This window comes from Rhodococcus sp. 114MFTsu3.1, from assembly GCF_000383555.1.
Taxonomy (GTDB): Bacteria; Actinomycetota; Actinomycetes; order Mycobacteriales; family Mycobacteriaceae; genus Rhodococcoides; species Rhodococcoides fascians_E.
This window is the reverse complement of record NZ_KB911547.1, coordinates 256,963-278,251: the sequence shown is the minus strand read 5'-3', so window position 1 is coordinate 278,251 and position 21,289 is coordinate 256,963. Positions and strand designations below refer to the sequence as shown.

Annotated in this window: 22 protein-coding genes; 10 read left to right on the top strand and 12 right to left on the bottom strand. The window is 64.6% G+C overall.

The window, feature by feature from the left end; all coding sequences use genetic code 11:
• Positions 1–17: 17 nt before the first annotated feature.
• The gene (locus H292_RS0109565; protein WP_020111241.1) at positions 18–1,472 is read right to left on the bottom strand and encodes a GAF domain-containing protein; all 1,455 of its coding nucleotides are present in this window, start codon (positions 1,470–1,472) and stop codon (positions 18–20) included.
• 176 nt (positions 1,473–1,648) lie between these two features.
• On the opposite strand from H292_RS0109565, the gene H292_RS0109560 reads away from it, so the two are divergent.
• The 4 genes from H292_RS0109560 to H292_RS0109545 are packed head-to-tail and all read left to right on the top strand — an operon-like array spanning position 1,649 to position 4,815.
• Positions 1,649–2,701 carry an amidohydrolase family protein gene (locus tag H292_RS0109560; protein ID WP_020111240.1) on the top strand — a complete coding sequence of 351 codons (1,053 nt, stop codon included), beginning with the start codon at positions 1,649–1,651 and terminating at the stop codon, positions 2,699–2,701.
• Positions 2,702–2,703: 2 nt separating this feature from the next.
• Positions 2,704–3,411, top strand: a complete 708-nt coding sequence (locus tag H292_RS0109555) for an iron-sulfur cluster assembly protein (protein WP_019663429.1) — start codon at positions 2,704–2,706, stop codon at positions 3,409–3,411.
• A 30-nt stretch (positions 3,412–3,441) separates the two neighbouring features.
• Entirely contained in the window at positions 3,442–4,467 is a 1,026-nt protein-coding gene (locus H292_RS0109550) for an NAD(P)-dependent alcohol dehydrogenase (RefSeq protein WP_026347489.1), read from the top strand.
• Positions 4,468–4,491: 24 nt separating this feature from the next.
• Positions 4,492–4,815 carry a putative quinol monooxygenase gene (locus tag H292_RS0109545; protein ID WP_019663431.1) on the top strand — a complete coding sequence of 108 codons (324 nt, stop codon included), beginning with the start codon at positions 4,492–4,494 and terminating at the stop codon, positions 4,813–4,815.
• A 56-nt stretch (positions 4,816–4,871) separates the two neighbouring features.
• Here H292_RS0109545 and H292_RS0109540 read toward each other — a convergent pair whose 3' ends face one another.
• From H292_RS0109540 to H292_RS0109505, 8 genes are all read right to left on the bottom strand, one after another.
• Positions 4,872–5,360 carry a flavin reductase family protein gene (locus H292_RS0109540; protein WP_020111239.1) on the bottom strand — a complete coding sequence of 163 codons (489 nt, stop codon included), beginning with the start codon at positions 5,358–5,360 and terminating at the stop codon, positions 4,872–4,874.
• Positions 5,357–5,704 carry a hypothetical protein gene (locus tag H292_RS0109535; protein WP_020111238.1) on the bottom strand — a complete coding sequence of 116 codons (348 nt, stop codon included), beginning with the start codon at positions 5,702–5,704 and terminating at the stop codon, positions 5,357–5,359. Before H292_RS0109535 ends, H292_RS0109540 begins: the two co-directional genes overlap by 4 nt.
• Positions 5,701–6,117, bottom strand: coding sequence for an SRPBCC family protein (locus H292_RS0109530; RefSeq protein WP_019663434.1), 417 nt, complete (start codon positions 6,115–6,117; stop codon positions 5,701–5,703). The genes H292_RS0109535 and H292_RS0109530 overlap by 4 nt, the downstream gene beginning before the upstream one ends.
• A 6-nt stretch (positions 6,118–6,123) precedes the next feature.
• Complete coding sequence (locus H292_RS0109525; RefSeq protein WP_027498711.1) at positions 6,124–7,290, bottom strand: LLM class flavin-dependent oxidoreductase; 1,167 nt, start codon at positions 7,288–7,290, stop codon at positions 6,124–6,126.
• An 85-nt stretch (positions 7,291–7,375) separates the two neighbouring features.
• Positions 7,376–8,155 (bottom strand): helix-turn-helix transcriptional regulator, encoded by a 780-nt coding sequence (locus tag H292_RS0109520; protein ID WP_020111236.1) that lies wholly within the window; start codon positions 8,153–8,155, stop codon positions 7,376–7,378.
• 83 nt (positions 8,156–8,238) lie between these two features.
• A complete protein-coding gene (locus H292_RS0109515; RefSeq protein ID WP_027498710.1) occupies positions 8,239–9,495 on the bottom strand; it encodes an acyl-CoA dehydrogenase family protein in 1,257 nt (418 codons plus the stop codon).
• Between the two features lie 19 nt (positions 9,496–9,514).
• Positions 9,515–10,564, bottom strand: a complete 1,050-nt coding sequence (locus H292_RS0109510) for a phosphotransferase family protein (RefSeq protein WP_019663438.1) — start codon at positions 10,562–10,564, stop codon at positions 9,515–9,517.
• Positions 10,565–10,598: 34 nt separating this feature from the next.
• Positions 10,599–12,278, bottom strand: a complete 1,680-nt coding sequence (locus H292_RS0109505) for an AMP-binding protein (RefSeq protein WP_020111234.1) — start codon at positions 12,276–12,278, stop codon at positions 10,599–10,601.
• A 222-nt stretch (positions 12,279–12,500) separates the two neighbouring features.
• Here H292_RS0109505 and H292_RS0109500 point away from each other — a divergent pair, with 222 nt between their 5' ends.
• Positions 12,501–13,856, top strand: a complete 1,356-nt coding sequence (locus H292_RS0109500) for an MFS transporter (protein WP_231383800.1) — start codon at positions 12,501–12,503, stop codon at positions 13,854–13,856.
• Here the strand turns inward: H292_RS0109500 and H292_RS0109495 are convergent.
• On the bottom strand, positions 13,814–14,902 hold the full coding sequence (locus tag H292_RS0109495; protein WP_027498709.1) for an NAD(P)-dependent alcohol dehydrogenase: 1,089 nt from the start codon (positions 14,900–14,902) through the stop codon (positions 13,814–13,816). The genes H292_RS0109500 and H292_RS0109495 overlap by 43 nt on opposite strands.
• Positions 14,903–14,904: 2 nt before the next feature.
• Entirely contained in the window at positions 14,905–15,378 is a 474-nt protein-coding gene (locus tag H292_RS0109490) for a DUF4334 domain-containing protein (RefSeq protein WP_020111231.1), read from the bottom strand.
• Between the two features lie 109 nt (positions 15,379–15,487).
• Between H292_RS0109490 and H292_RS0109485 the strand changes: the two genes are divergently transcribed.
• Positions 15,488–16,051, top strand: a complete 564-nt coding sequence (locus H292_RS0109485; protein ID WP_020111230.1) for a TetR family transcriptional regulator — start codon at positions 15,488–15,490, stop codon at positions 16,049–16,051.
• Positions 16,052–16,062: 11 nt separating this feature from the next.
• Here H292_RS0109485 and H292_RS0109480 read toward each other — a convergent pair whose 3' ends face one another.
• A complete protein-coding gene (locus H292_RS0109480) occupies positions 16,063–17,385 on the bottom strand; it encodes a glycosyltransferase family protein (RefSeq protein ID WP_020111229.1) in 1,323 nt (440 codons plus the stop codon).
• 172 nt (positions 17,386–17,557) lie between these two features.
• On the opposite strand from H292_RS0109480, the gene H292_RS0109475 reads away from it, so the two are divergent.
• From H292_RS0109475 to H292_RS0109460, 4 genes are all read left to right on the top strand, one after another.
• Complete coding sequence (locus H292_RS0109475; protein ID WP_231383799.1) at positions 17,558–17,953, top strand: acyl-CoA thioesterase; 396 nt, start codon at positions 17,558–17,560, stop codon at positions 17,951–17,953.
• Positions 17,954–18,032: 79 nt separating this feature from the next.
• On the top strand, positions 18,033–18,719 hold the full coding sequence (gene idi / locus H292_RS0109470; protein ID WP_020111227.1) for an isopentenyl-diphosphate Delta-isomerase: 687 nt from the start codon (positions 18,033–18,035) through the stop codon (positions 18,717–18,719).
• A gap of 64 nt (positions 18,720–18,783) precedes the next feature.
• Entirely contained in the window at positions 18,784–19,449 is a 666-nt protein-coding gene (locus tag H292_RS0109465; RefSeq protein ID WP_080734070.1) for a ScbR family autoregulator-binding transcription factor, read from the top strand.
• A 57-nt stretch (positions 19,450–19,506) separates the two neighbouring features.
• Positions 19,507–21,282 (top strand): acyl-CoA dehydrogenase, encoded by a 1,776-nt coding sequence (locus H292_RS0109460; protein WP_020111225.1) that lies wholly within the window; start codon positions 19,507–19,509, stop codon positions 21,280–21,282.
• Positions 21,283–21,289 lie beyond the last annotated feature (7 nt).

Sequence of the window (21,289 nt, the reverse complement as noted above, 5' to 3'; positions counted from 1 at the left end):
GCGACAACGAATGCCGATCAGCGAGAACTCTTCATGTCGATTTTGTAGTAGGCAATTTTGCGATACAGAGTTGCCCTGCTCATTCCGAGGCGTTCGGCGGCGTGCTGCATCGTCATCGGGCCGGTGGAGAGAAGGCGCACGATTTCGCCGCGCTCGAAGGCCTCGATGCTGGACAGTCGACGGGTGGGGCCGGCCAGGATTTCGGTGGGTAGTACGTGTGTGTCGACCACATCGGAACGCCCGACCGCCCGAGTGATCGTCGACTTCAGTTCGGCGACGTCGTGCGGCCAGTCGTAGTTGCGTAAAGCGCGTTCCGCTGCGTCCGTGAACTGGACGTCGCGGCCGCGCATCTCGCGGGCGAAGTGCCGGGCGAGGGGGAGGACGTCGTCGGGACGGTCCTGAAGGGCCGCGACGGAGACGACCGATCGGACGCGCCTGCGGAGAGCCGTCGGCACCGACTCGAGCCGTTCGGCCGTCATCGAAACAGGCATGCGCAGTATGTCGGATGCGAACAGCAGGCCGTCGAGATGCTCGGCGGCGTATGCGGGCAGGGCGTCGACGTCCCGGACGACGATTGCGGTGTCCGGTCGACCGGCTTCGAACGACCACAGGTCGAGCCAGGTCTGCAGATCGTTCGGTTCCGGCGCGGATGCGATGAGGATGCGGTGCCGAGGAAACGCTGCTCGAGCGGATTGTTCGAGCAGCGTCGAACGTCCGCTGCTCGCACTGCCGATCGCGGCGACGGCCATGCCGTCGTCCATCGCGGATCGTGCCTCGGCCACTGCCGTGGTCCACTCGGAACCGAGATCTGCGACGGCGCGGCCCGCGGCGTGCACGATCCTGAAGAGGCCGCGCCGCGTCGTCGGACGCGGCGTGTTCCCCGAACCGCGTGCCAGCATCGACGTGCGGATGGTGCTGGCCGCCGACCTGGCGAGCGTCAGCAGCAGATCACTCGACGTTCGCGCCCACGTCGTCAGGTTCACTGCGCCTTCCAGCCTGCCCGTGGCAGGGTCGACGACCGGTGCAGCGGCACAGGTGAAACCGGTCAGACTGTGCGAGTAGTGCTGCTCGGCTCTGACGAGGGTGGGTGCGATGTCCGCGAGCGCCAGACCGAGGCCGTTGGTGCCCACCTCCCGCTCGGAGTAACCGAAGCCGGGAGCAAGATGCACTGCGTCGAGTGCACGCAGCAGAGAGTGGTCGCCGCTGACCCTGCTCAGGACAACACCGTCGGCGTCCGTCAGCATCATGCCGACGGGTTCGCTGGACAACGTTCGGTGCAGATCGGCGAGTACCTCGTTGCCGCACTCGTGGAACAGGGACTCCGGCGGTTCGGTGCCCGCGAACACCGGCTCCACGGCGTCGATCGAGATGCCGTACCGCTCACTACGCAACCACGACGCACGTAGACGACCGGGCACCAGGGTGCCTGGTACGTCGTCGCGGCGGTTCAGGGCGGGGTGGTCGTCGATCACCGAAGTCCTCGTGGTCGGGAGTGCGCACCGTCTCCGATGCATGTGATCCAGATTACATAACAGAATGACGATGCGACGTCTCAGATTGAGACAGCCAGGGCCTCGGCAGCCGGGGCGAGCGGACCTACCGTCGAACTACGAACTGTGGCGCCAGTCACACGACGGAAGGGATCGACATGTACAAAAAGGGTGACGACAGCTTCTTCATCGTCGACGCGCACGTGGCGTTGTGGGATGCGCGCAAGGAGAACCAGCGCAACATCCACGGCAAGCAGTTCATCGACTGCTTCTACGACTACCACCGCAACCTGTCACCGGAATCCGAGCTCTGGACGTACGACGAGTACCTCTACCAGGGCGGTGAACGCCTGATCAAAGACCTGTTCATCGACGGTTACGTCGACCACGCGATCTTTCAGCCGGCTCATCTGGGCGAGTTCTACGTGAACGGATTCGGCCAGACCGAGGAAGCGTGGGCGCTGACCCAGAAGCATTCCGACATCTTGACGTACAACCACAATTTCGATCCTCGCAACGGCGAGGCGGGTCTCGATCAGCTACGGGCCGATGCCGAGCGATTCGGCCTCAAAGGCGTGAAGCTCTACACCGCCGAGTGGAACGGTGATTCCCGCGGATACAAGCTCGACGACGACTGGACGCGCCGCTACCTCGAGGTGTGCCGTGAACTCGGAATCACCAACATCCACGTCCACAAAGGTCCGACGATCAGGCCGCTCGACCGCGACGCCTTCGATGTCGCCGATGTCGACCACATCGCGACCGACTTCACCGATCTGAACTTCGTCGTCGAACACTGCGGGCTTCCGCGGCTGGAGGACTTCTGCTGGATCGCGACCCAGGAACCGAACGTGCATGCCGGACTCGCCGTCGCCATGCCCTTCATGCACACCAGGCCGAAGTACTTCGCTCAGATCATCGGAGAACTTCTGTACTGGCTCGGCGAAGATCGCATCCAGTTCTCCTCCGACTACGCCTTGTGGACCCCGAGGTGGCTGATCGAGGCATTCGTCGAATTCCAGATCCCCGACGAGTTGAGCGAGTATCCGCAGATCACCCTGGACCAGAAGAAGAAGATCCTCGGCCTGAACGCCGCGAAGATGTACGACATTCCGGTCCCGGAGGATCTCCGTCTAGCCGACGCCGATGAGACGGAGACTGGACCCCGCGGCGCAGAACAAGCCGCCGACGAGCATCTGGTGGGTGCGTAGCCGTGCCGGACATCAGAGAAGCTGCGGCGCTGGAGGCACTCGGGGCGGTCGTCGATCCCGAGCTCGACCAGCCCATCACCGATCTCGATTTCGTACAGTCCGTCACCGTGTCGGGCGAGGGTGACGTAGTGGTGCACTTGCGGCTTCCGACGTCGTTCTGCGCGCCCAACTTCGCGTATCTGATGGCCTCGGATGCGAAAGACGTTCTGACGACGCTCGAGTGGACCGCGCAGGTCACCGTCGAACTCGACGATCACCATGATTCGGCGATCATCAACGCCGGTCTCGCCGCCGATGCGGGCTATCGCGGTACGTTCGCCCACGAAGCCGAGGACGATCTGGAAGAGCTCCGGACGACCTTTCAGCGGAAGGCCCACGTCGCGGCGATGGAGCGGTGCCTGACGGCGCTTCTGCGGAGGGATCCGTCACGCGACATGCGTGAGATGGGCACTGTTCTGCTGGGTGAGCTGCCCGAAGACGAGACGACCCATGCATTGCTGCGGCGACGAAGCACCATCGGACTGCCGACGACTCCGGACAGCCTGGTGATGGTCGATCACGAGGGAAACGACTATGCCCAGATCGACGTACCGCTTGCCTTGCGACGTGCACGGTCGACGCGCATCTCGATCGACGGCAATGCGCACTTCTGCCGAGGGTTGCTTCGGACCCGCTACGACGACCCCGATCGCACCACTGTCAACGCTTGAAACCCCGTTAAGGACGAGAACATGAGCACGATGAGAGCTGTACAGGTTGTGGGATACCACGACAAACTGCAGATGACGGAGCTCCCGATTCCAACGCCCACAGGACCTTTCGACGTCATCGTGAAGATCGGCGGCGCCGGGGTGTGCCGAACCGACCTGCACATCCTCGAAGGGCAGTGGGCAGAGAAATCGAACGTACAGCTGCCGTACACGATCGGTCACGAGAACGCGGGATGGGTGCACGCGGTCGGGTCCGCCGTCACCAACGTCGCCGAAGGCGACAAGGTGATCGTCCACCCGCTGATCACGTGCGGACTGTGCCGCGCCTGCCGATCCGGGGACGACGTGCACTGCGAATTCAATCAGTTCCCCGGAATCGACACCAACGGTGGATACGCCGAGTACCTGAAGACGTCCGCGCGAAGCGTCGTCAAGATCGACGACTCTCTCGAACCCGCCGACGTCGCGGCCCTCGCCGACGCAGGCCTGACGGCATATCACGCGGCAGCCAAGGCGTCGAAGCACCTGACGCCACGTGACAAGGTGGTTGTCATCGGTGCAGGAGGCCTGGGGCACATCGGTATTCAGGTACTGAAATCGCTGACGGCCGCGGAGATCGTCGTCGTCGACCGCAACCAGGCGGCAGTCGGACTGGCCACATCTATCGGGGCCGATCACGGCATCGTCGCCGACGGCACCCATATCGAGCAGGTGCTGGACCTGACGAACGGCAACGGCGGAGAAGCCGTCATCGACTTCGTCGGCGAAGGCGGCGCGACGAAGGAAGGCGTGGCGATGCTGCGCGGCGCCGGCAACTACTACGTCGTCGGATACGGCGAGAACATCGACGTCCCCACCATCGACATCGTGTCCTCCGAGATCAACATCATCGGTAACCTGGTGGGGTCCTACAACGACCTGTGCGACCTGATGGCCTTGGCTGCTCGGGGATCGGTGGTGTTGCACACCGCGAAGTACACGCTCGACGACTTCCAAAGTGCCATCGACGATCTCGATGCCGGTGCCATCCGCGGCCGTGCGATCCTCACCCCCTGACCTCGTCAACGCATAGGAGCTTTCATGATCTTCATCGTCGTCAAGTTCGAGACCAAGCCCGATTGGACCGAGCGCTGGCCGGAGCACGTGGCCGAGTTCACCGCAGCAACACGCGCCGAGGAAGGCAATCTGTGGTTCGAATGGTCACGCAGCCTGGAAGAGCCGAACGTCTACGTCCTCGTCGAGGCATTCCGCGACGGTGACGCAGGTGGAGCGCACGTGAACAGCGATCACTTCAAGAAGGCCGTCGAAGAACTGCCGAAGGGACTCGCCTCCACTCCGAAGATCATCAGCGAAACCATCGGCGCCACCGGCTGGGGCGAGATGGGTGAAATGAAGGTCGGCTGACCGAGACCCTCGGTGGTGCACACGGTCGTGCATCACCGAGGGGTGGTCGTACCGAATCAGCGCAGCGCGTGAAACCCGGAGCGGTAGAACACCAACGGCGAGCGATCACCGACCGCTGCGTCGAGCTGGTGAACCTCTCCGACCACCAGATCATGATCGCCCAGCCGCTGCACCGATGTGATCGTGCAGTCGATCCATCCGTGCACCCCGTCGAGAACGGGACTTCCACTCGGCGACGGTTCCCATGCGACTCCGTCGAACTTGTCGCCTCCGGAACGGGAGAACGCCCGGCACACATCGACTTGATCGTGGGACAGGATGTTCGCGCAGAATCGTCCTGTAGCAGCGATTCTCGGGAATGTCGTGGAGGTGTGCGCGACGAAGAACGCCACCAGTGGTGGGTCCAGCGACACCGAAGCGAACGATCCGACGGCCAGCCCGATGGGAGTGTTCTCGGACTCGAGCGAGGTCACGACCACCACCCCGGTGCTGAATTCGCCGAGCACCGTGCGGAAGTGGGTGGGGTCGACAGCGGTGTCGTTCATGAGAGTCCCTGGCTGGTAGAGGAATATGCGACGACGGTGAGGCCCGCCGGCGTGGTCAACGGAAGGCGCGCCTCGTGCCCGCCGACCGTGGGTTCGCCGACCGCCCACCCCAGACGTGCCGCCTCCCGTGCGACGGCGTCGAGATCGCCGGTCTTGGCGAGCAGGGACCACGAAGGCCCCTGCTCGTCGGACAGACTGAGTCCGGGAAACACCGCCCACGCAGCGCCGTCGGAGAACGAGGCCGGGCCGAAGATGTCGGTCAGGTCGCGGTGAGCATCTGCCCAGTGATCGGCCGAGTGCATCACCGTGACCTTCTCGAACAAATTCGTCAACGATTTGCTCACGGTGCGGCCACGCGAGCGACTTCGTCGAGTGCGCCCTGGTAGATCTCGCCGATTCCGGTCTCGAGCTGCGATTCGAGGGCAGCCGGATCGTCACCGGCAGCGGTGAACTCGGCGTCCCACGAGACGACGGATCCGTTCGCGGTGGCGTCGACGCGGATGGTGGAGGTGTACTTCGCGAGCGGAAGTGGCCCGTCGATGTATTCGTAGGTGTACGTACGGGAGTCGTCGTCGTGGGACACGATCCGCTCCCGGGCGGGATTACCGTCGGTGAAGACGACGTGTCGTACCTCGCCGTCGAGCCTCGACGTGTCCAGTGACGGAATCCAGTTCGCGGCGCCGGCCGGGTCACCGACCACGGCCCACACCGATTCCGCGGACTGCGAGTACTCCTGGCGCACAGACACCGATGCCATGTCCGATCACCGCCCGAGTTCTGCGTTGTACTTCTTGGTCATGTGGTCGACGGCCTTGCGGTGCTCGTCGGCCTGCCCTTCTCGGACGGCCTGCGCACGCTCGGCGGCGTCGAGCATCGGCTGCGCCTGGCCCTGGAAATACGGCATGACGTCCTGGGCGAACAGTTCGTAGGAACGCTTGGTGGCCTGTGGATTCGCCCAGTCGTGGCCCTGGACCAGCAGAGTCCCGAAACCGCCCGACTGATCGATAAGGCGCTGTACCTGAGCGCGGGCCTGCTCGGCGGTACCGATGACGCCGATGCCGGAGGTGTTGATGAAGTCGATCATTTCCTTCTTGTTGGTACCGCGAACATCCATCTGCGGGAACGCAGCAACATGCTGAAGGTAGTTGAACCAGTATTCGATTCCGTGTTCGACGTCCTCGTAGGCCTGCTCGACGGTCTCGGCGATGTGGAACGGTCCGACGAGACGCCACGTCGAACGATCCACCTCGTCGGCGCGGCCTGCCTGCTCGGCGAATTCTTCGAGCATCCCCCAGTGATGCTGCAGCGCGCTGAACCCGTCGGGCGTCAGAGTCGCTGCGATGGAGAGTAATCCGATGCCGTGCTTCCCGGCCAGACGAGCGCCGGTGGGCGACGCGATGGCCGCCACGACGACGTCGAACAGTGGGTCGGAGTACGGCGCCATCTGGATCTTGGCGTCGAACAGTTCATGGGTGCGAGTCTTGGCGGTGACGGTCTCTCCGCGCAGCAGACGCATGATGATGTCGGCGTTCTCGGCGAGCAGTTCCCTCGTGTCGATCTGGGACAGGCCGAGCATCGCGGCGTCGGTGGGAAGCGAGCCCGGTCCGAGCCCGAACAGGACGCGGCCGTGCGTGAGGTGATCGAGCATCACCATCCGCTCGGCCGCCCACAGTGGGTTGTGGTAGCTCACGGACGTGACGCCGGTGCCCAGCTTGATGCGGCTCGTACGCTCACCCGCCGCGGCGATCATGATCTCGGGAGAGGCATAGATCTCGGCGCCCGCCGAGTGGTGCTCGCCGAACCATGCCTCGTCGTACCCCAGTTTCTCCAAGTACTCCACGAGTTCGAGATCGCGCTGCAGAAGCAGCGTCGGATTCTGACCGGGGGTGTGGATCGGGGCGAGGAACGTTCCGAACTTCAGGCGCGTCATGTCATCTCCAGGTGTGACGGGCAACATTGTCACGATCACCGTATGACCCACGCCACAGCGTGAAACAGTCCTCGAAAGAGGACAGTTACAGGCTGACCCGCCGAGACACCGACGCCGCGAGAGCAGCGCGATTGCGGAAACCGGTCGTGTCGAAGATGCGGCTGACGTACTTCTTGACCGTCATCTCCGTCAGGTTCAGCTCGAGCGCGATCTCTGCATTGGTCAGACCGTCGCCGATCAGCTCCGCGACATCCCACTGCCGCGGACTGAGCCCGACGAACGGATCCGCCTCGGGGGGCGCTTCTCCGATGGCGACGGACCTCGCACTCGCACGCAGATGACCGGCCAGGAACTTCATCGCGGTGATGTCGCTCCGATCCCAGTACCGTTCACGGTCGAACATGCCCACCAACGCCTCACCGTCGGCGAACCGCAGATGAATCGCCGACGCCGTGCCCATCCCGTGCGGCGCAAGGTAATCCTCGACGTAGGAACGTTGAGGCACGGGAAGTCTCGCCAGATCGTCGAGCGTCGCGAAGCCGTCGTCGGTGAGTACGCGTCGTGCCCGGGGGAGCGCGAACACGTCCTTGTCCCGCCACCTTTCCTGATACTCACGCAGCAACGGCTCGGCGGCACCGGTGAGCAGAGGAGCGGGATCCGCGAACACCGTCGGATAGGTCGTGCCGAAGAAGAACGTCACGTCGCGGACGTCGAACACCGTCGCGATGGCATCCACCAAGGCTTCCTTGTATCGAGTCCCACCTGCCGACGACCGCGCCACTTCCAGGACTTCGAGAATTCGACGCATGTGCTCGGCGGACAACACGTCCTGCCACGACCGCGTGTGCTCCACCTGCGACTGCATGACCGAAATGCTATCGATACGTCCACACTCCCCGAGTGCAAATTCCAGGTGAAACGACTACGTAGCGTCCGAGGTCGCGCTGCTCACCGCGCATGACGGCGCAGTTCGGACTTCGCGATGGTGCGCACGTGGACTTCGTCCGGGCCGTCGAAGATGCGCATGGCCCGATGCCAGCCGTACATCGCGGCGAGTGGCACGTCGTCGCTGACGCCTGCGCCGCCGTGAACCTGGATGGCGCGGTCGATGACGTCGAGCGCCACCCGGGGGACCGACACCTTGGCGGCCGAGACGTACGGTGCCGCGGCTTTGTTGCCGTGCACGTCGGTGATCTTCGATGCGTACTGACACAGCAGGCGTGCTTGATCGATCGCGATGCGCGACTCGGCGATCTGGGCCTGCACCACACCCTGTTCCGCGAGCGGCTTGCCGAACGCGACGCGGGACTGCGCCCGCGACACCATCAACGACAGTGCTCGCTCGGAAGCACCGAGTGCGCGCATGCAGTGGTGGATACGGCCGGGGCCCAGGCGTGCCTGCGCGATCGCGAAACCGGCGCCCTCCTCGCCGAGAATGTTGGCGACGGGTACTTGGACGTCGTCGTAGACCACCTCGCAGTGCCCGTGCTGATCCAGCCGGCCGAACACCGGAACATCGCGTACGACGGTCACACCCGGAGTATCGATCGGTACGAGCACCATCGACTGTTGACGATGCGTCGGAGCGTCGGGGTCGGTCTTGCCCATGACGACGAGCAACCGGCACCGCGGGTCGGCTGCACCGCTGGTCCACCACTTCCGGCCGTTGATCACGTAGTGGTCGCCGTCGCGGACGATTCGGGTCTGGATATTGGTGGCGTCGGAGCTTGCAACCTCGACCTCGGTCATGGAGAACGCGGACCGAATCTCACCTTCCTTCAACGGCTCCAGCCACGTCCGCTGCTGCTCCTCCGTGCCGAACAGATGAAGCAATTCCATGTTGCCGGTGTCCGGAGCCTGGCCGTTGGTGGCCTCGGGCGCCAGATGCAAACTCCACCCGGTGATTTCGGCGAGTCCTGCGTAGTCGAGCTGGCTGATCCCGGAATAGGCGGGGAGGAACAAGTTCCAGAGACCGCGTGCGCGCGCTTCCTTCTTCAACGTCTCGACGACGGGAGGAAGCGAGCTGTCCTCGGGGCCCACCGAGGCGCGGTAGCGCTCGTACTCGGCCTCGGCGGGAAAGACGTGCGTGTGCATGAACTCGACCAAGCTCTCGCGCAAACGCAGCGCGGTCTCGGACGGACGAAGATCCAGAGATGCGACGTCGACGGCAGCGGGCATGGCGGAAGTGTTCACGGCGTGCGTCATGGCGATGTCCTTTGACTGTTCAGCCGGCAAGGCCGGTGACTGAGGAAGCAGATGCGCGATCGAGCGCGCGGCCGAGCAGCGGCCCGACCATGTCGCCGACGCGTGAGAAATCCTCGCCGTCGGTGTGACCCTGGGCGTGACGCGCGTGGATGCCTTCGAGAATGACCGCAATCTTGAAGTCGGCGAACACGAGGTACCAGTCGATGTCGGGCACGTCGATACCGCGTGTCGTGAGGTACCGCTGCACCATCTCGTCGCGGGTGGGAAAACCGGGCAGTGCGGTGGCACCTGCGGTGATCGGATTGTGGAACTCACCGGCATGGTCCCAGAACGAGCACAGTATTCCGAGGTCCGTGAGGGTGTCTCCGAGCGTGGACATCTCCCAGTCGAGCACACCCAGAATCTTCGTCGGATCGGAACGGTCGACCATCATGTTGTCGATCTTGAAGTCGCCGTGCACGATTCCCGGATAGCTCCGCGGCGGAAGGCCTGAGCGTAGTCGGCGGTGCAGTTCGGCGACCTCGGGCCGTTCCGAGGTCGCGGATGCGTCCCACTGCCGAAGCCAGCGGGCGAGTTGCCGCTCGAGGAACCCGTCGGGCTTGCCCCAGTTCGCCAGGCCCACCGCGGCGGGGTCGATGGAGTGCAGATCAGCGAGCACGGTGGACATCGACTCCGCGAGCGTGCGGCGCTGCGACTCGCTGAGTGTCGCAGTGTCCTCCTGGGTGCGGAGAGTGACGCCGTCGAGCTTGTCCATCACGTAGAAGGTCGTACCGATCACCGTCGTGTCCTCGCAGAGTCCGACGGTTCTCGGCACGGGTACTGCGCTGTCTCTCAGCGCCGTCAGCGCTCGATACTCTCGGCCCATGTCGTGGGCGGTCGGAAGGACGTGTCCCCGAGGAGGGCGACGCAGAATCCAGTTTCTGCTGCCATCACCCAGTTCGTAGGTGGGATTGGAACGCCCCCCGGCGATGAGGCGAGCGGTCAGCTCGTTCACGGGCGAGGACTCCACGCGGGCCAACCACTCGCGCACTGCAACCACGTCCAGCTCGTCCACCGTCGTGGTGTCCATTACCAGTCCCTTTCGAAGGTTTCGAGCAGCGCCGTCAGGAGTTCCGAAGTTCGCGGCGGAGCAACTTTCCGCTCGTGGTCTTCGGAAGTTCCTCCAGCACAACCAGTTCCCTGGGGTACTTGTAGGCTGCCATTCGGGTCTTGCAGAATTCGATGAGCTCCTCGGGTGTCACCGACGCCCCCGCCGTCAGCGAGACGAACGCCTTCACGGTCTCGCCGCGATAGTCGTCGGGGACTCCGACGACGGAAGCTTCGCGCACCGCCGGATGCTGGTACAGCACGTCTTCGACGTCGCGGGGAAACACCTTGTAGCCGCCTGCGTTGATCATGTCCTTCAGCCGGTCCACGACGAAGAGCCAGCCGTCCTCGGTGACCTTGCCGACGTCGCCGGTGTGCAGCCACCCGTCGCGAATCGCGTGAGCGGATTCCTCCGGCATCTGCCAGTAACCCGGCACCACCATGGGGCCCGACACGACGATTTCCCCGACCTCGCCGGGCCCGAGGTCATGTCCGTCGCTCAGGTCGACGATACGAACGTTCGCCTCCGGCACCGGGATTCCCACGGACAGCGCGCCGCTGTCGGGATCGACCGGCGGATCGGTCTCGGGCGGCCCGAGGTGTGTCGGCGACGTCGTCTCGGTCATTCCGTACGCGCCGCGCAACACCCACCCCGTCGCCTCTCGGACGCGATCCACGAGCGCGGGCGACACGGGTGCCCCTCCGGACGGGGTCTTGGTGAGCGAACCGAGGGCCAATTCGTCCTTCGCCGGATGATTGCTGAGGGCGATGAACAAGGTGCTCGCCCCGATCATGAACGTGCCGCGCCACTCATCGATCGCCCGGAGGGTCTCCTCGGCGTCGAAGCGGTGCAGAAGAACTAGGGGCGCACCGCTGACGATGTGAATCCCGAGGCACGCGACGATGCCGGTGATATGGAATACGGGGGCGACACCGATGATCACGTCACGATCTGCGCGCAGGTCCCACCACTGGGTGTAGACCGTGGAATTGTGCACGAGCGAACCGTGCAGGTTCATCGCTCCCTTGGAACGGCCCGTCGTGCCCGACGTGTAGGTGAGAATGCCGATGTCGTCGGCACCAGCCGGGTGGGTGGACGGCGCACCGCGTCCGGTGACCGCTGTTGTCCATGCGATGGTGTCCGAGAACGACTGTGGCGCAGGGATGTGTGCACGCAACGACGCAGGCACCGACGCGTCGGGGGTCATGTCCAGCGGATGCGTGGTGACGACGATGTCGAGTGCCGTCCTCTCCCGAATCGGGGCGACGGACTCGGTGTACAGGCTGTCGAGGCAGATCAGCGCGGTAGCGCCGCTGTCGACGAGGTGATGTTCCAGCTCACCTGCCCGCAGCATCGGGTTGACGGCCACTGGAATCGCACCGATCTTCCAGGCGGCGAGGACTGCGACGAGCCAGTGCGGATCGTTCTGCAGGTACACCGCGATGCGATCCTTCGGTGCTACGCCTGCATCGTGCACCGTCTGCGCGAGCGCGTCGGCAGCGGCGTCGATCTCCCCGAACGTGAGGGTGGCACCGAAGTAGTGCACCGAAGGACCGTCGGGCGTCGCCGACACGTGTGCGTTCCACGCATCCAGCAGGGTCGGGAAAGCCGACGCCGCGTCAGGCGTGACCGTGCTCGGATACAGGTCGGTCCACGGGCGATCGTCGGTTCGGAGGGTGTCGTCGAGCTGCTTCACTGTTCCGCCTCGTCCTAGGTCCTGCGATCGTCGTGCAGTGATCGATTTCTCACCATCGTTGGGGCCGAGCGATCGCTTGTCAAGTTTCTCGACCTGAGTCGACAGAACGCTATCTGTGCACTTGAACGCGGAAATATAGTGTTCAGTAGTTGACAATCGATCGTTCGGTGCCCATCATTCCGAATGACGCAGGTCACACTCATGACGAGAAAGTCGATACACATGACCGCACAGAATCTCAGCTCGACGACCGCCGACTCGTGGACGCCGGCCAAGCGGAGAACCGCCCGCCGCGCCGCGCTGGCCGGTGGCGTGGGCACGCTGATCGAGTACTACGACTTCAGCCTGTACGGCTACCTGGCGGTGGTGATCGCGCCGATCTACTTCCCGAGCGACGAGCCTGTCGTGTCGCTGCTGTCCGCCTTGGCGGTCTTCGGGACCGCGTACCTGGTCCGGCCGCTGGGCGGCATCGTGTTCGGCCATGTCGGTGACCGGTTGGGACGTAAGAAAGCATTGATGGCGACTCTCGTGTGCATGGGAGTCGGCAGCACAGCGATGGGCCTTCTGCCCACGCCCGCGCAGATCGGCGTCTGGGCGACGGTTCTGCTCGTCCTCGTACGCTTGCTGCAGGGATTCTCGGCAGGTGGTGAGGTCGGAGGATCGGCCACCTTCATCTCGGAATCGGCGCCCTCGCATCTGAAGGCCACGTACGGCGCGTTCACCCCGATGGGATCGACCGGCGGGTTCGCACTGGCAGCTGCCGTCGCGGGCGCAGTGTCGGCGCTGACGACGGACGCATCGATGGACAGCTGGGGGTGGAGAGTCCCGTTCCTGCTTGCCCTTCCATTGACGGTCTTCTGCCTGTGGATCCGCACCCGCGTCGAGGAGACGCACGATGCAGACGGAGGGCTGGGCAAGTCGGCGTCCGGAGCCTCCGACGCCCACGAGTCGAGCGCCCCGCTCAGCGCAGTGTTCCTGAAACAGCCTCGCGCACTTGCTCAGGCAACGGCCTTGAGTGCTGCAGTGAACGGAACCGCGTACATCGGACTGACCTACATGGCCATCCACCTCACCAAGCAACTCGGTTACGACTCCACCTCGGTGTTCTGGGTTGCAACACTCGCGATCGGAATCGCCGCTCTGGCAATGCCTCTCGCTGGTGTACTGGGAGACCGGATCGGCACCGTCAGGCTGATGACCATCGGTTTCGTCGGATTCGTGGCGCTGACCTATCCGATGATGGGTCTGATGCACCACGGCATCGTCGTCGCGACACTCGCGTTCGTCGTCATCATGCTCAACAGCACGGCCACGCAGGTGGGTGTCTACACGATCATTCCGCAGTTCTTCGACAAGCGCTCGCGTTACACCGGAGTCGCGATGGGATGGAACTTGGGAGTCATCATCGCCGGTGGCACAGCCCCGTTCGTCGCGGTGTGGTTGGTCGAAAGGACCGGAAACATCCTGTCACCTGCGTTCTTCGTGATGGTGCTCGCGGTGGCCGGGCTCCTTGCGCTGGCGACGGTCAGGGCTCGTCACCACACGAGCACGGGTTTGACCACGGAGCCCGCACGCTGATCGGCGATCGCGCGTTCCAGGTCCGAGAAGGGGTACTCGGTCGTGAGGCGATCCACCGGGAAGTCGCCACGGGCGTACAGGTCGGTCAGCTGTGGGATGAACTCCCTCGCGACCGAGTCGCCTTCGATGCACCCTCTGATGCTCTTGCCGCTCAGCATCAGATCCTGAACGTCGATGGTCAGCTCGCGGTCACCGAGTCCGAGAACGACGAGGTCCCCGCGAGCTCGCAGGGTCGACAGAGCGGTGAGTACGACGGCGGGAATGCCGGTGGTGTCGAGCCCGTGCGTCGCGCCGCCTCCGGTGACGTCGCGCACCTGTTCCACGACGTTTCCGGCAGCGGAATCGACTGCCTCGAAACCGAACGACCGCGCAAGATCACGACGGGTGTCGTTTGGATCCACCGCGACGATCGCCTGGACACCGGCCGATTTCGCCGCGAGCATCGCCGAGAATCCGACGCTGCCTGCACCGAACACCACGACCGACGAATCCGATTCGGGTCGAAGGACATTGAGAATCGCACCGGCGCCGGTTTGAAATCCACACCCCAGCGGAGCGATCACATTCAAGTCCAGAGTGCGGTCCACCACCACCACGTTGTCTGCATGCGCGATCGCGTACTCGGCGAAACTCGACTGACCGAAGAACCGGGTGTTCACTCCAGCTCCGTCCGACGTCACCACATGGGTGCCGTCCGGCCTCGGCCCGAGGCGGTTGAGGGAGTACGAACGCAGGCAGTAAGCGGGGTTGCCCCGTAGACACTGGTCGCACCGAGCACAATGCCGGTAGGTCAGCACGACGTGATCGCCCGGTGCAACACCCTCGATCTCGCGCCCGACCTCCACGACCACTCCCGCGCCCTCGTGGCCGAGGATCGCGGGCCCGGACTTCGCGGGCGTCGCTGCTCTGGTGAACAGGTCCGTGTGGCACAGTCCGGTTGCGGCGACACGCACCAGTATCTCGTCCGGGCGCGGATTGTCGATGTTCACCTGCTCGAGCGTGAACGGAGTGTTCGGTCCCCGCGACACGGCAGCGGACATGCGCATGGTCACTCGCGTTCGAGGGCGAAGTAGTAGTGGTGGCCGCCGTCGAGAACGAGCGCGGGCTTCCCGTTCATGATGCCCATCAACGTGTTCGAGTCGACGCGCTTGAAATGGTCGAAGATGGGTGCGCCGTCGTAGACCATGGTGGCCGTCACTTCCCCGCGGAACTCGATGTTCCACAGGCTCGCTTCGCCGCCTCCGGTCTCGATGTCCGAATACAGCTCACCGTTGTCGTTTCTGCAGATCAGAGGTTGTGCCCGCTCGAGTGATTCGAAATTCTTCCCATGCCAGTTGCCGGCGGTGAGCTTGCGGCACAGGCGATGTCCGGTGAAGAACTGCGATCCTTTCCACGCACCGAGCACGTCTTCCGCGCGGACCGGCTCGAGTGCGGACCACACTGCGTCGAGGTCGGCGGGAAGCACACCGTCGGTCTTCTTCGCGAGCTCGGTGAACCTCGAGCGTGCGTCGGCGATATCCACGGGATCTCCTTCTAGTTGCCGAACCATTTGGTTCGGAACTTACGCCGAACCGATTGGTTCGGCAAGGCTCCCGACTCGACGATGTTGCCGCAGGAATTAGGATCAGGGCGTGAGGTCAGCAGGCGAAGCCACTCGCGAACGCATTCTCGATGCGGCACAGGCGGAGTTCGCCCGTCACGGCATCGCCGGGGCGCGGATCAATCGCATCGCTTCCGAGGCGAAAGCCAGCAAGGAGCGGTTGTACGCGTACTTCGCCGGCAAGGAAGAACTCTTCGCCGCGGTGTCGGAGAGATGGGTCGCGTCGACGACGGCTCACACCGCCCTCCGAGGCGACGACCTGCCGGGGTACGCAGGGCGACTGTTCGACGAGTTCGTGGCGTTCCCTGATCATGTGCGTCTCCAGAGGTGGGCCGACCTTGAGGAGTCGCACCGGCCGACGGACGATTCCCGGGCGGCGGCGATCTCCGCGAAGATCGGTCACATCCGTTCCGGCCAGCGAGACGGACACATCGACGACTCCTGGGACAGTGTCGAACTGCTCATGGTGGTGACGGACGTGGTCATGTCGTTCGCCGTCGGGCACTACGGCGCGGGGGACCGTCGCAGACCGAACGAAGCGCGCCGCGCGGCTGCGGTGGAGGCGGTGCGCAGAATCGCAGCCCCGCGCGGTTGATGCGGCGGCGGCTACCGACGGCGGTCGACGTGCGGCGCCCGGGATCGGCCCGGATGACGAGTGTCACCGAAATCGGTTGCACCGGCGGGGGCTTCGCGATAGATGGACATCAGGCGTAGGACGAGGGTCGCCCGCGCGGACCAAGTGTGGAGTGACGCGAGTTCGCGGCGAGAGGCCACAGCCTCCGGGTCAGCGGTGGCGCGTGCGAGTGCCGAGACGGCAGCAGCGAACTCGTCCGGAGTGTGGGCAATAGTGACGTGCTCGGAGTCCAGCCACCGCGTCGACGGTAGTTCGGTGGTGACGACCGGTAGGCCGGCAGCCAAGTAGTCGAGGGTGTGCGTCGGGAACCGCGCCCGAGTGCCCGCGTCGAGGGTGTGCGGAGCGAGCCCGACTGCGGCTGCCGCCATGTACGTCGCCGCCTCGTGCTTCGCAGCCGGATGCCCATCCGTCGATGCGCCGGTGCGGGAGCCGAGCAACTGGACGTTCGGCCTGGACAACAACGCGTCGACACGCGCGGATCCCGCCGAGGACAGCCGAGGCGAGCGGTCACCGATCACTGCGATGTTCAGCGATGTGGCGGCTACCGCGTCGAGCATGTCGTAATCGATGCTGTCGTCGAGGTCGCCGACGAACACTGCCGGGCAGGTGTGACGCGGCGATCCGGAACCACTGCTCGGTGCGTCCGTGCCCGTCTCGAAGGCCGTCTCCGGGAGCGTGCACCCTGCGTGCACGACGCGCACCGCGTCGAAGGTCTTGGAGTACAGGTGAAGCCGTAGCGCCAGCGTCTGAGAGACCGCAGCGACGGTGTCGGCGCGACTGCAGTTGACCTCGATGGACCGAAGGACAGCGCGCCGTGACAGGCCGCGGCTCGGCGCCGAGCTCACCCAGTCGTCGGTGACGTACAGCAAACGGTGTCCGCCCACGTCGACGGGGAATCTGCCGACGGGATCGGTCAGAACGACGGCATCCGACGTGGTTCCGAGCTCGGTCAGTGCCGACGCGATCGCGCGATCGGTGGCGCGCCGTGCCAGCGCGCGCGTCAAAGCGGACCGGGGGCGGGTGCCCACGAACGTCCTGACCCGGGAGAAGCGTGGTGACATGCGGACGAATTCCGACCTCGTGGTCCTGCGTCGACGACGCGGGCCGCGCTCGGACCCCGCGGCAGATCCCGGCGTGTCCCACGAGGTCGGCTCGACCCAGACGACGTGCGCGAACTCGGCAAGAGCCTTCGCGAGTGCCGCGTCGTCGGTCGCCGACTCCATCGGTGCACCGGCCATGAAGATCAGCGTGGGTGCGGTGGAGTTCGTTCGAGAGAGCGTGGGCAGGGACTTCATTGTTGGCAGCGATCTGTGAGAGTGAAACCGACTCGAAGAACAATTGTAGCTCAGAAAAAGTCGAGAGGTTTGTTATGGATGGTAGAACCGCGCTTCGGGACGGGGAAGAGAAAGGCTCACCGATGCCTCGGCGCTGACGAACGGTAGCGTCCCGGCCATGTACCGAGCGTCGATGCCGTTGACTCACAGGCCTGCGCGGGACGGGGCGAGCGTCGATGGCGCGCATGTGCCCGCGTACCTCGCCCTGGAACTGGCGAGCCAGGCGTGGGCCGATGCGTTGAGCCACGTCAGCGACGGTCGGCTGACGGCCCTGGACGTCATGGTCGCGAACGTGACCGCGGACTTCTCGCGGGAACTGTTCACCGGCGTCGCCGAGGTCGACGTCGTCGCGACGAAGGTCGGCCGTACGTCCATCACCGTACGAGTCGCCATCGAACAGGGTGGTGAGCGTGCGGCCGTGTCCACGTTCGTACTGGTGCACGTCGTCGACGGACGGGCCGAGCGACTGTCGGACGAGCAGCGCGCGTTCCTCACGCCCTCGGACTCGCACCCGACGCGGGGTGCATGAATACTCGGCATCCAGCCGCCGGAGAACGATGTGTGAACGCTGACGTTCGAACTCGCCTTCGGTCTGGGAACATGGGCACATGACCTCGACGTCGCACCCCGAGTCCTCGACTTCGCACGAGGTGACCACCGAGTACGTGGTTCTGGTCGACGAGGACGGGCGGGCCATCGGCACCCACCCCAAATCGACCGTGCACACGACGGCCACACCGTTGCATCTCGCGTTCTCGTCCTACGTCTTCAATTCGCGGGGCGAGGTGCTGATCACGCAGCGCGCGCTGCACAAGAAGACGTGGCCGGGTGTGACCACCAACAGCTGCTGCGGCCATCCCGCGCCGGGCGAGGATCTCGGCGGCGCGGTCGTTCGGCGCCTGCGGCAGGAGTTGGGCATCGAGGTCGGAAGCCCCTTCCTGTTGCTACCTCGTTTCCGCTACCGGGCGGTCATGGACGACGGAATCGTCGAGTACGAGATCTGCCCCGTGTTCGGCGTCGAATACGACGGTCCGGACCCGGTGGTCGATCCCGACGAGGTCGCCGACGCCACGTGGGTGCCGTGGGTGCAGTTCGTCGACGACGTGGCCCGGGGGCGTGCGGTGTCGCCGTGGTGCGTGGAGCAGATCGACCAGCTGCGGGAGCTGGGCGACGAGCCCTCGGCCTGGCCGGTGGGGGAGGCCTCGGAGCTTCCCGAGGCGGCTGTCTACGACTTCGGTGCACGCCAAGGAATGGCTGGGTCATTCGAACAACCGACCCCGACCCGATATAGTTGACCAGTGCACTACATGTCGGCTGCCTCGCGTACACGCGAGCGAGTTTCAGGATCGGTTGGTGCTCGTGCAGCAAAGAGCTGAGAACACACGTCAAGCAGTGCTGCTCGGTGCAGCGGTGAGCTTCGAGAAGCACGGGTACGGAACCGCCAGTCTGTCGACCATCCTGGCGCACGCCGGAGTCACCAAAGGCGCGATGTACTTCCACTTCTCCTCGAAGGAGGAGCTCGCCCATGCGGTCATCGACGCCCAACATCAGCTTGCGATGGATGGTGTACGTGCGATCACTGCAGAGGTTCCGCGCGCGCTGGACAGCATGATCTGCGTCAGCCAGGAGATGGCACGCCAACTCCTGGAAGAGCCGATGGCCCGCGGCGGGATGCGGTTGACGCTCGAGATCGGCAGCATGCAAGGACCGGTTCAGCGCCCGTACCGCGACTGGATCGACTCGATCCAACTGCTCGCGGACAGGGCAGCCGAGGAGGGCGACCTCGCCGACGGAGTCGACACCGAGGCGCTGGCCAAGTTCGTGGTCGGTGCGTTCACCGGTGTTCAGACCCTGTCGGAGGTGCTCAGCGGGAGGGCGGATCTCTACGCCCGATTGTCGGACATGTGGCAGCTGCTGCTCCCCTCGATCACGGATCCCGCGGCGTTGGAACGGACGCGTGCACTCGCGCTCAGCGAGCCGCGGGACTGGTCCGTCTCGACGTCGGACGTCGGCGTAAGCGCCTGACCGGCGTTCGCCGGCGGGCTAGCCTGTAGGTATTTCCCTGCGCGAACGGAATCTCTCATGACCGACGTACTGTCCCGCCGTGATCTCGACTTTCTCCTCTACGAGTGGCTCGACGTCGAGTCTCTGACGACCCGAAAGCGATTCGCCGAACACTCCAAGGACACGTTCGACGCCGTCCTCGACCTGTGTGCGGACATCGCGCGCAAGCACTTCGAGCCGCACAACAAGCTGTCCGACGCCACCGAGCCGCGGATGCGCACCGACGGTACCGTCGAGATGATCCCCGACGTCAAGGCTGCGTTGGACATTTACGCGGCGTCCGGTCTGATTGCCGGACAGTTCGACGAATCGCTCGGCGGGATGCAGCTTCCCACCACCGTCGCGCGGGCTGCGATGGCCTGGTTCCAGGCGGCGAACGCGTCCACCTCGTCGTATCCGTTCCTGACCATGGCGAACGCCAACCTGATCGCCACGTACGGCACGTCGGAACAGATCGATCAGTACGTCCGCCCGATGCTCGAGGGCAAGTCCTTCGGGACGATGTGCTTGTCCGAACCGCAGGCCGGGTCGTCGCTCGCCGACATCACCACGCGTGCGGTCGAGCAGGACGACGGTAGTTACCGCCTCACCGGCACCAAGATGTGGATCTCCGCAGGAGATCACGAGCTCACCGAGAACATCGTGCACCTCGTCCTGGCGAAAGCCGCGGGCGGCGGCGCCGGAGTGAAGGGCATCTCACTGTTCGTCGTGCCCAAGGTGCTGCCGGACGGTACACGCAACGACGTCACACTTGTCGGTCTCAATCACAAGATGGGCAACCGGGGTACGACGAACACGCTGCTGAATTTCGGCGACGGAACGCATGCCGTGCACGGTGGCCCCGGCGCGGTCGGTTACCTCGTCGGCGAGGAGCATCGTGGTTTGAGCTACATGTTCCACATGATGAACGAGGCCAGAATCGGTGTCGGCTTCCTGGCGATCTCGCTGGGGTACGTCGGCTACCTCAAGTCAGTCGAGTACGCGAAGGTCCGAACACAGGGTCGTGCTCTCGGCGTGAAGGATCCGTCCTCACCGCCCGTTGCGCTGATCGAGCACGCGGATGTCCGACGGATGCTGTTGGCGCAGAAGTCCTACGTGGAGGGTGCTTTGGCCCTCGGTCTCTACTGCTCCAAGCTCGTGGACGAGCAGGACACCACCGAGGACGAGTCGGTGCGCAGCGAGACGACGCTCCTCCTGGACCTGCTGACACCGATAGCCAAGAGTTGGCCGTCGCAGTGGTGCCTCGAAGCGAACAGTCTGGCCATCCAGGTGCACGGCGGATACGGCTACACCCGTGACTACGACGTGGAACAGTACTACCGAGACAACAGGCTCAACCCCATTCACGAAGGCACACACGGCATTCAGGGGCTTGACCTGCTCGGCCGCAAGGTGACGATGCAGGGTGGGGCAGCCCTGCCGTTGCTCGGAACAAGAATCGACGGAACCATCCGTCGTGCCCGTGAACTCGGCACCGACGAGTACGCGTCGGCGCTCGAGTCCGCATGTGGGAGCGTCCTCGAGGTCACGGCAACTCTGTGGGGCACCGGCGATCCCGAGGTGGCACTCGCGAATTCGTCGGTGTACCTCGAGGCCGTCGGCCACGTCGTCATTGCGTGGATGTGGCTGGAACAGCACAACGCGGCCGACGGCAAGACCGGCGACTTCTACGACGGCAAACGTCAGGCCGCCCGATACTTCTTCCGCCACGAACTGCCCAGGACCGGACCCCAGTTCGCACTGTTGTCCAGCCTGGACCTCACCACCCTCGAGACGGACCCGGCCTGGTTCTGACCCCTGG

What these genes read in the sequence shown, in the direction of transcription:
- H292_RS0109495 (WP_027498709.1), bottom strand. Translation starts at nt 14,902, where the DNA reads ATGCGCATGTCCGCTGCCGTGTCGCGGGGACCGAACACTCCGTTCACG.
- H292_RS0109525 (WP_027498711.1), bottom strand. Translation starts at nt 7,290, where the DNA reads ATGACGCGCCTGAAGTTCGGAACGTTCCTCGCCCCGATCCACACCCCC.
- idi (WP_020111227.1), top strand. Translation starts at nt 18,033, where the DNA reads ATGACCTCGACGTCGCACCCCGAGTCCTCGACTTCGCACGAGGTGACC.
- H292_RS0109510 (WP_019663438.1), bottom strand. Translation starts at nt 10,564, where the DNA reads ATGGACACCACGACGGTGGACGAGCTGGACGTGGTTGCAGTGCGCGAG.
- H292_RS0109460 (WP_020111225.1), top strand. Translation starts at nt 19,507, where the DNA reads ATGACCGACGTACTGTCCCGCCGTGATCTCGACTTTCTCCTCTACGAG.
- H292_RS0109515 (WP_027498710.1), bottom strand. Translation starts at nt 9,495, where the DNA reads ATGACGCACGCCGTGAACACTTCCGCCATGCCCGCTGCCGTCGACGTC.
- H292_RS0109530 (WP_019663434.1), bottom strand. Translation starts at nt 6,117, where the DNA reads ATGGCATCGGTGTCTGTGCGCCAGGAGTACTCGCAGTCCGCGGAATCG.
- H292_RS0109480 (WP_020111229.1), bottom strand. Translation starts at nt 17,385, where the DNA reads ATGAAGTCCCTGCCCACGCTCTCTCGAACGAACTCCACCGCACCCACG.
- H292_RS0109560 (WP_020111240.1), top strand. Translation starts at nt 1,649, where the DNA reads ATGTACAAAAAGGGTGACGACAGCTTCTTCATCGTCGACGCGCACGTG.
- H292_RS0109545 (WP_019663431.1), top strand. Translation starts at nt 4,492, where the DNA reads ATGATCTTCATCGTCGTCAAGTTCGAGACCAAGCCCGATTGGACCGAG.
- H292_RS0109475 (WP_231383799.1), top strand. Translation starts at nt 17,558, where the DNA reads ATGCCGTTGACTCACAGGCCTGCGCGGGACGGGGCGAGCGTCGATGGC.
- H292_RS0109550 (WP_026347489.1), top strand. Translation starts at nt 3,442, where the DNA reads ATGAGAGCTGTACAGGTTGTGGGATACCACGACAAACTGCAGATGACG.
- H292_RS0109540 (WP_020111239.1), bottom strand. Translation starts at nt 5,360, where the DNA reads ATGAACGACACCGCTGTCGACCCCACCCACTTCCGCACGGTGCTCGGC.
- H292_RS0109500 (WP_231383800.1), top strand. Translation starts at nt 12,501, where the DNA reads ATGACCGCACAGAATCTCAGCTCGACGACCGCCGACTCGTGGACGCCG.
- H292_RS0109520 (WP_020111236.1), bottom strand. Translation starts at nt 8,155, where the DNA reads ATGCAGTCGCAGGTGGAGCACACGCGGTCGTGGCAGGACGTGTTGTCC.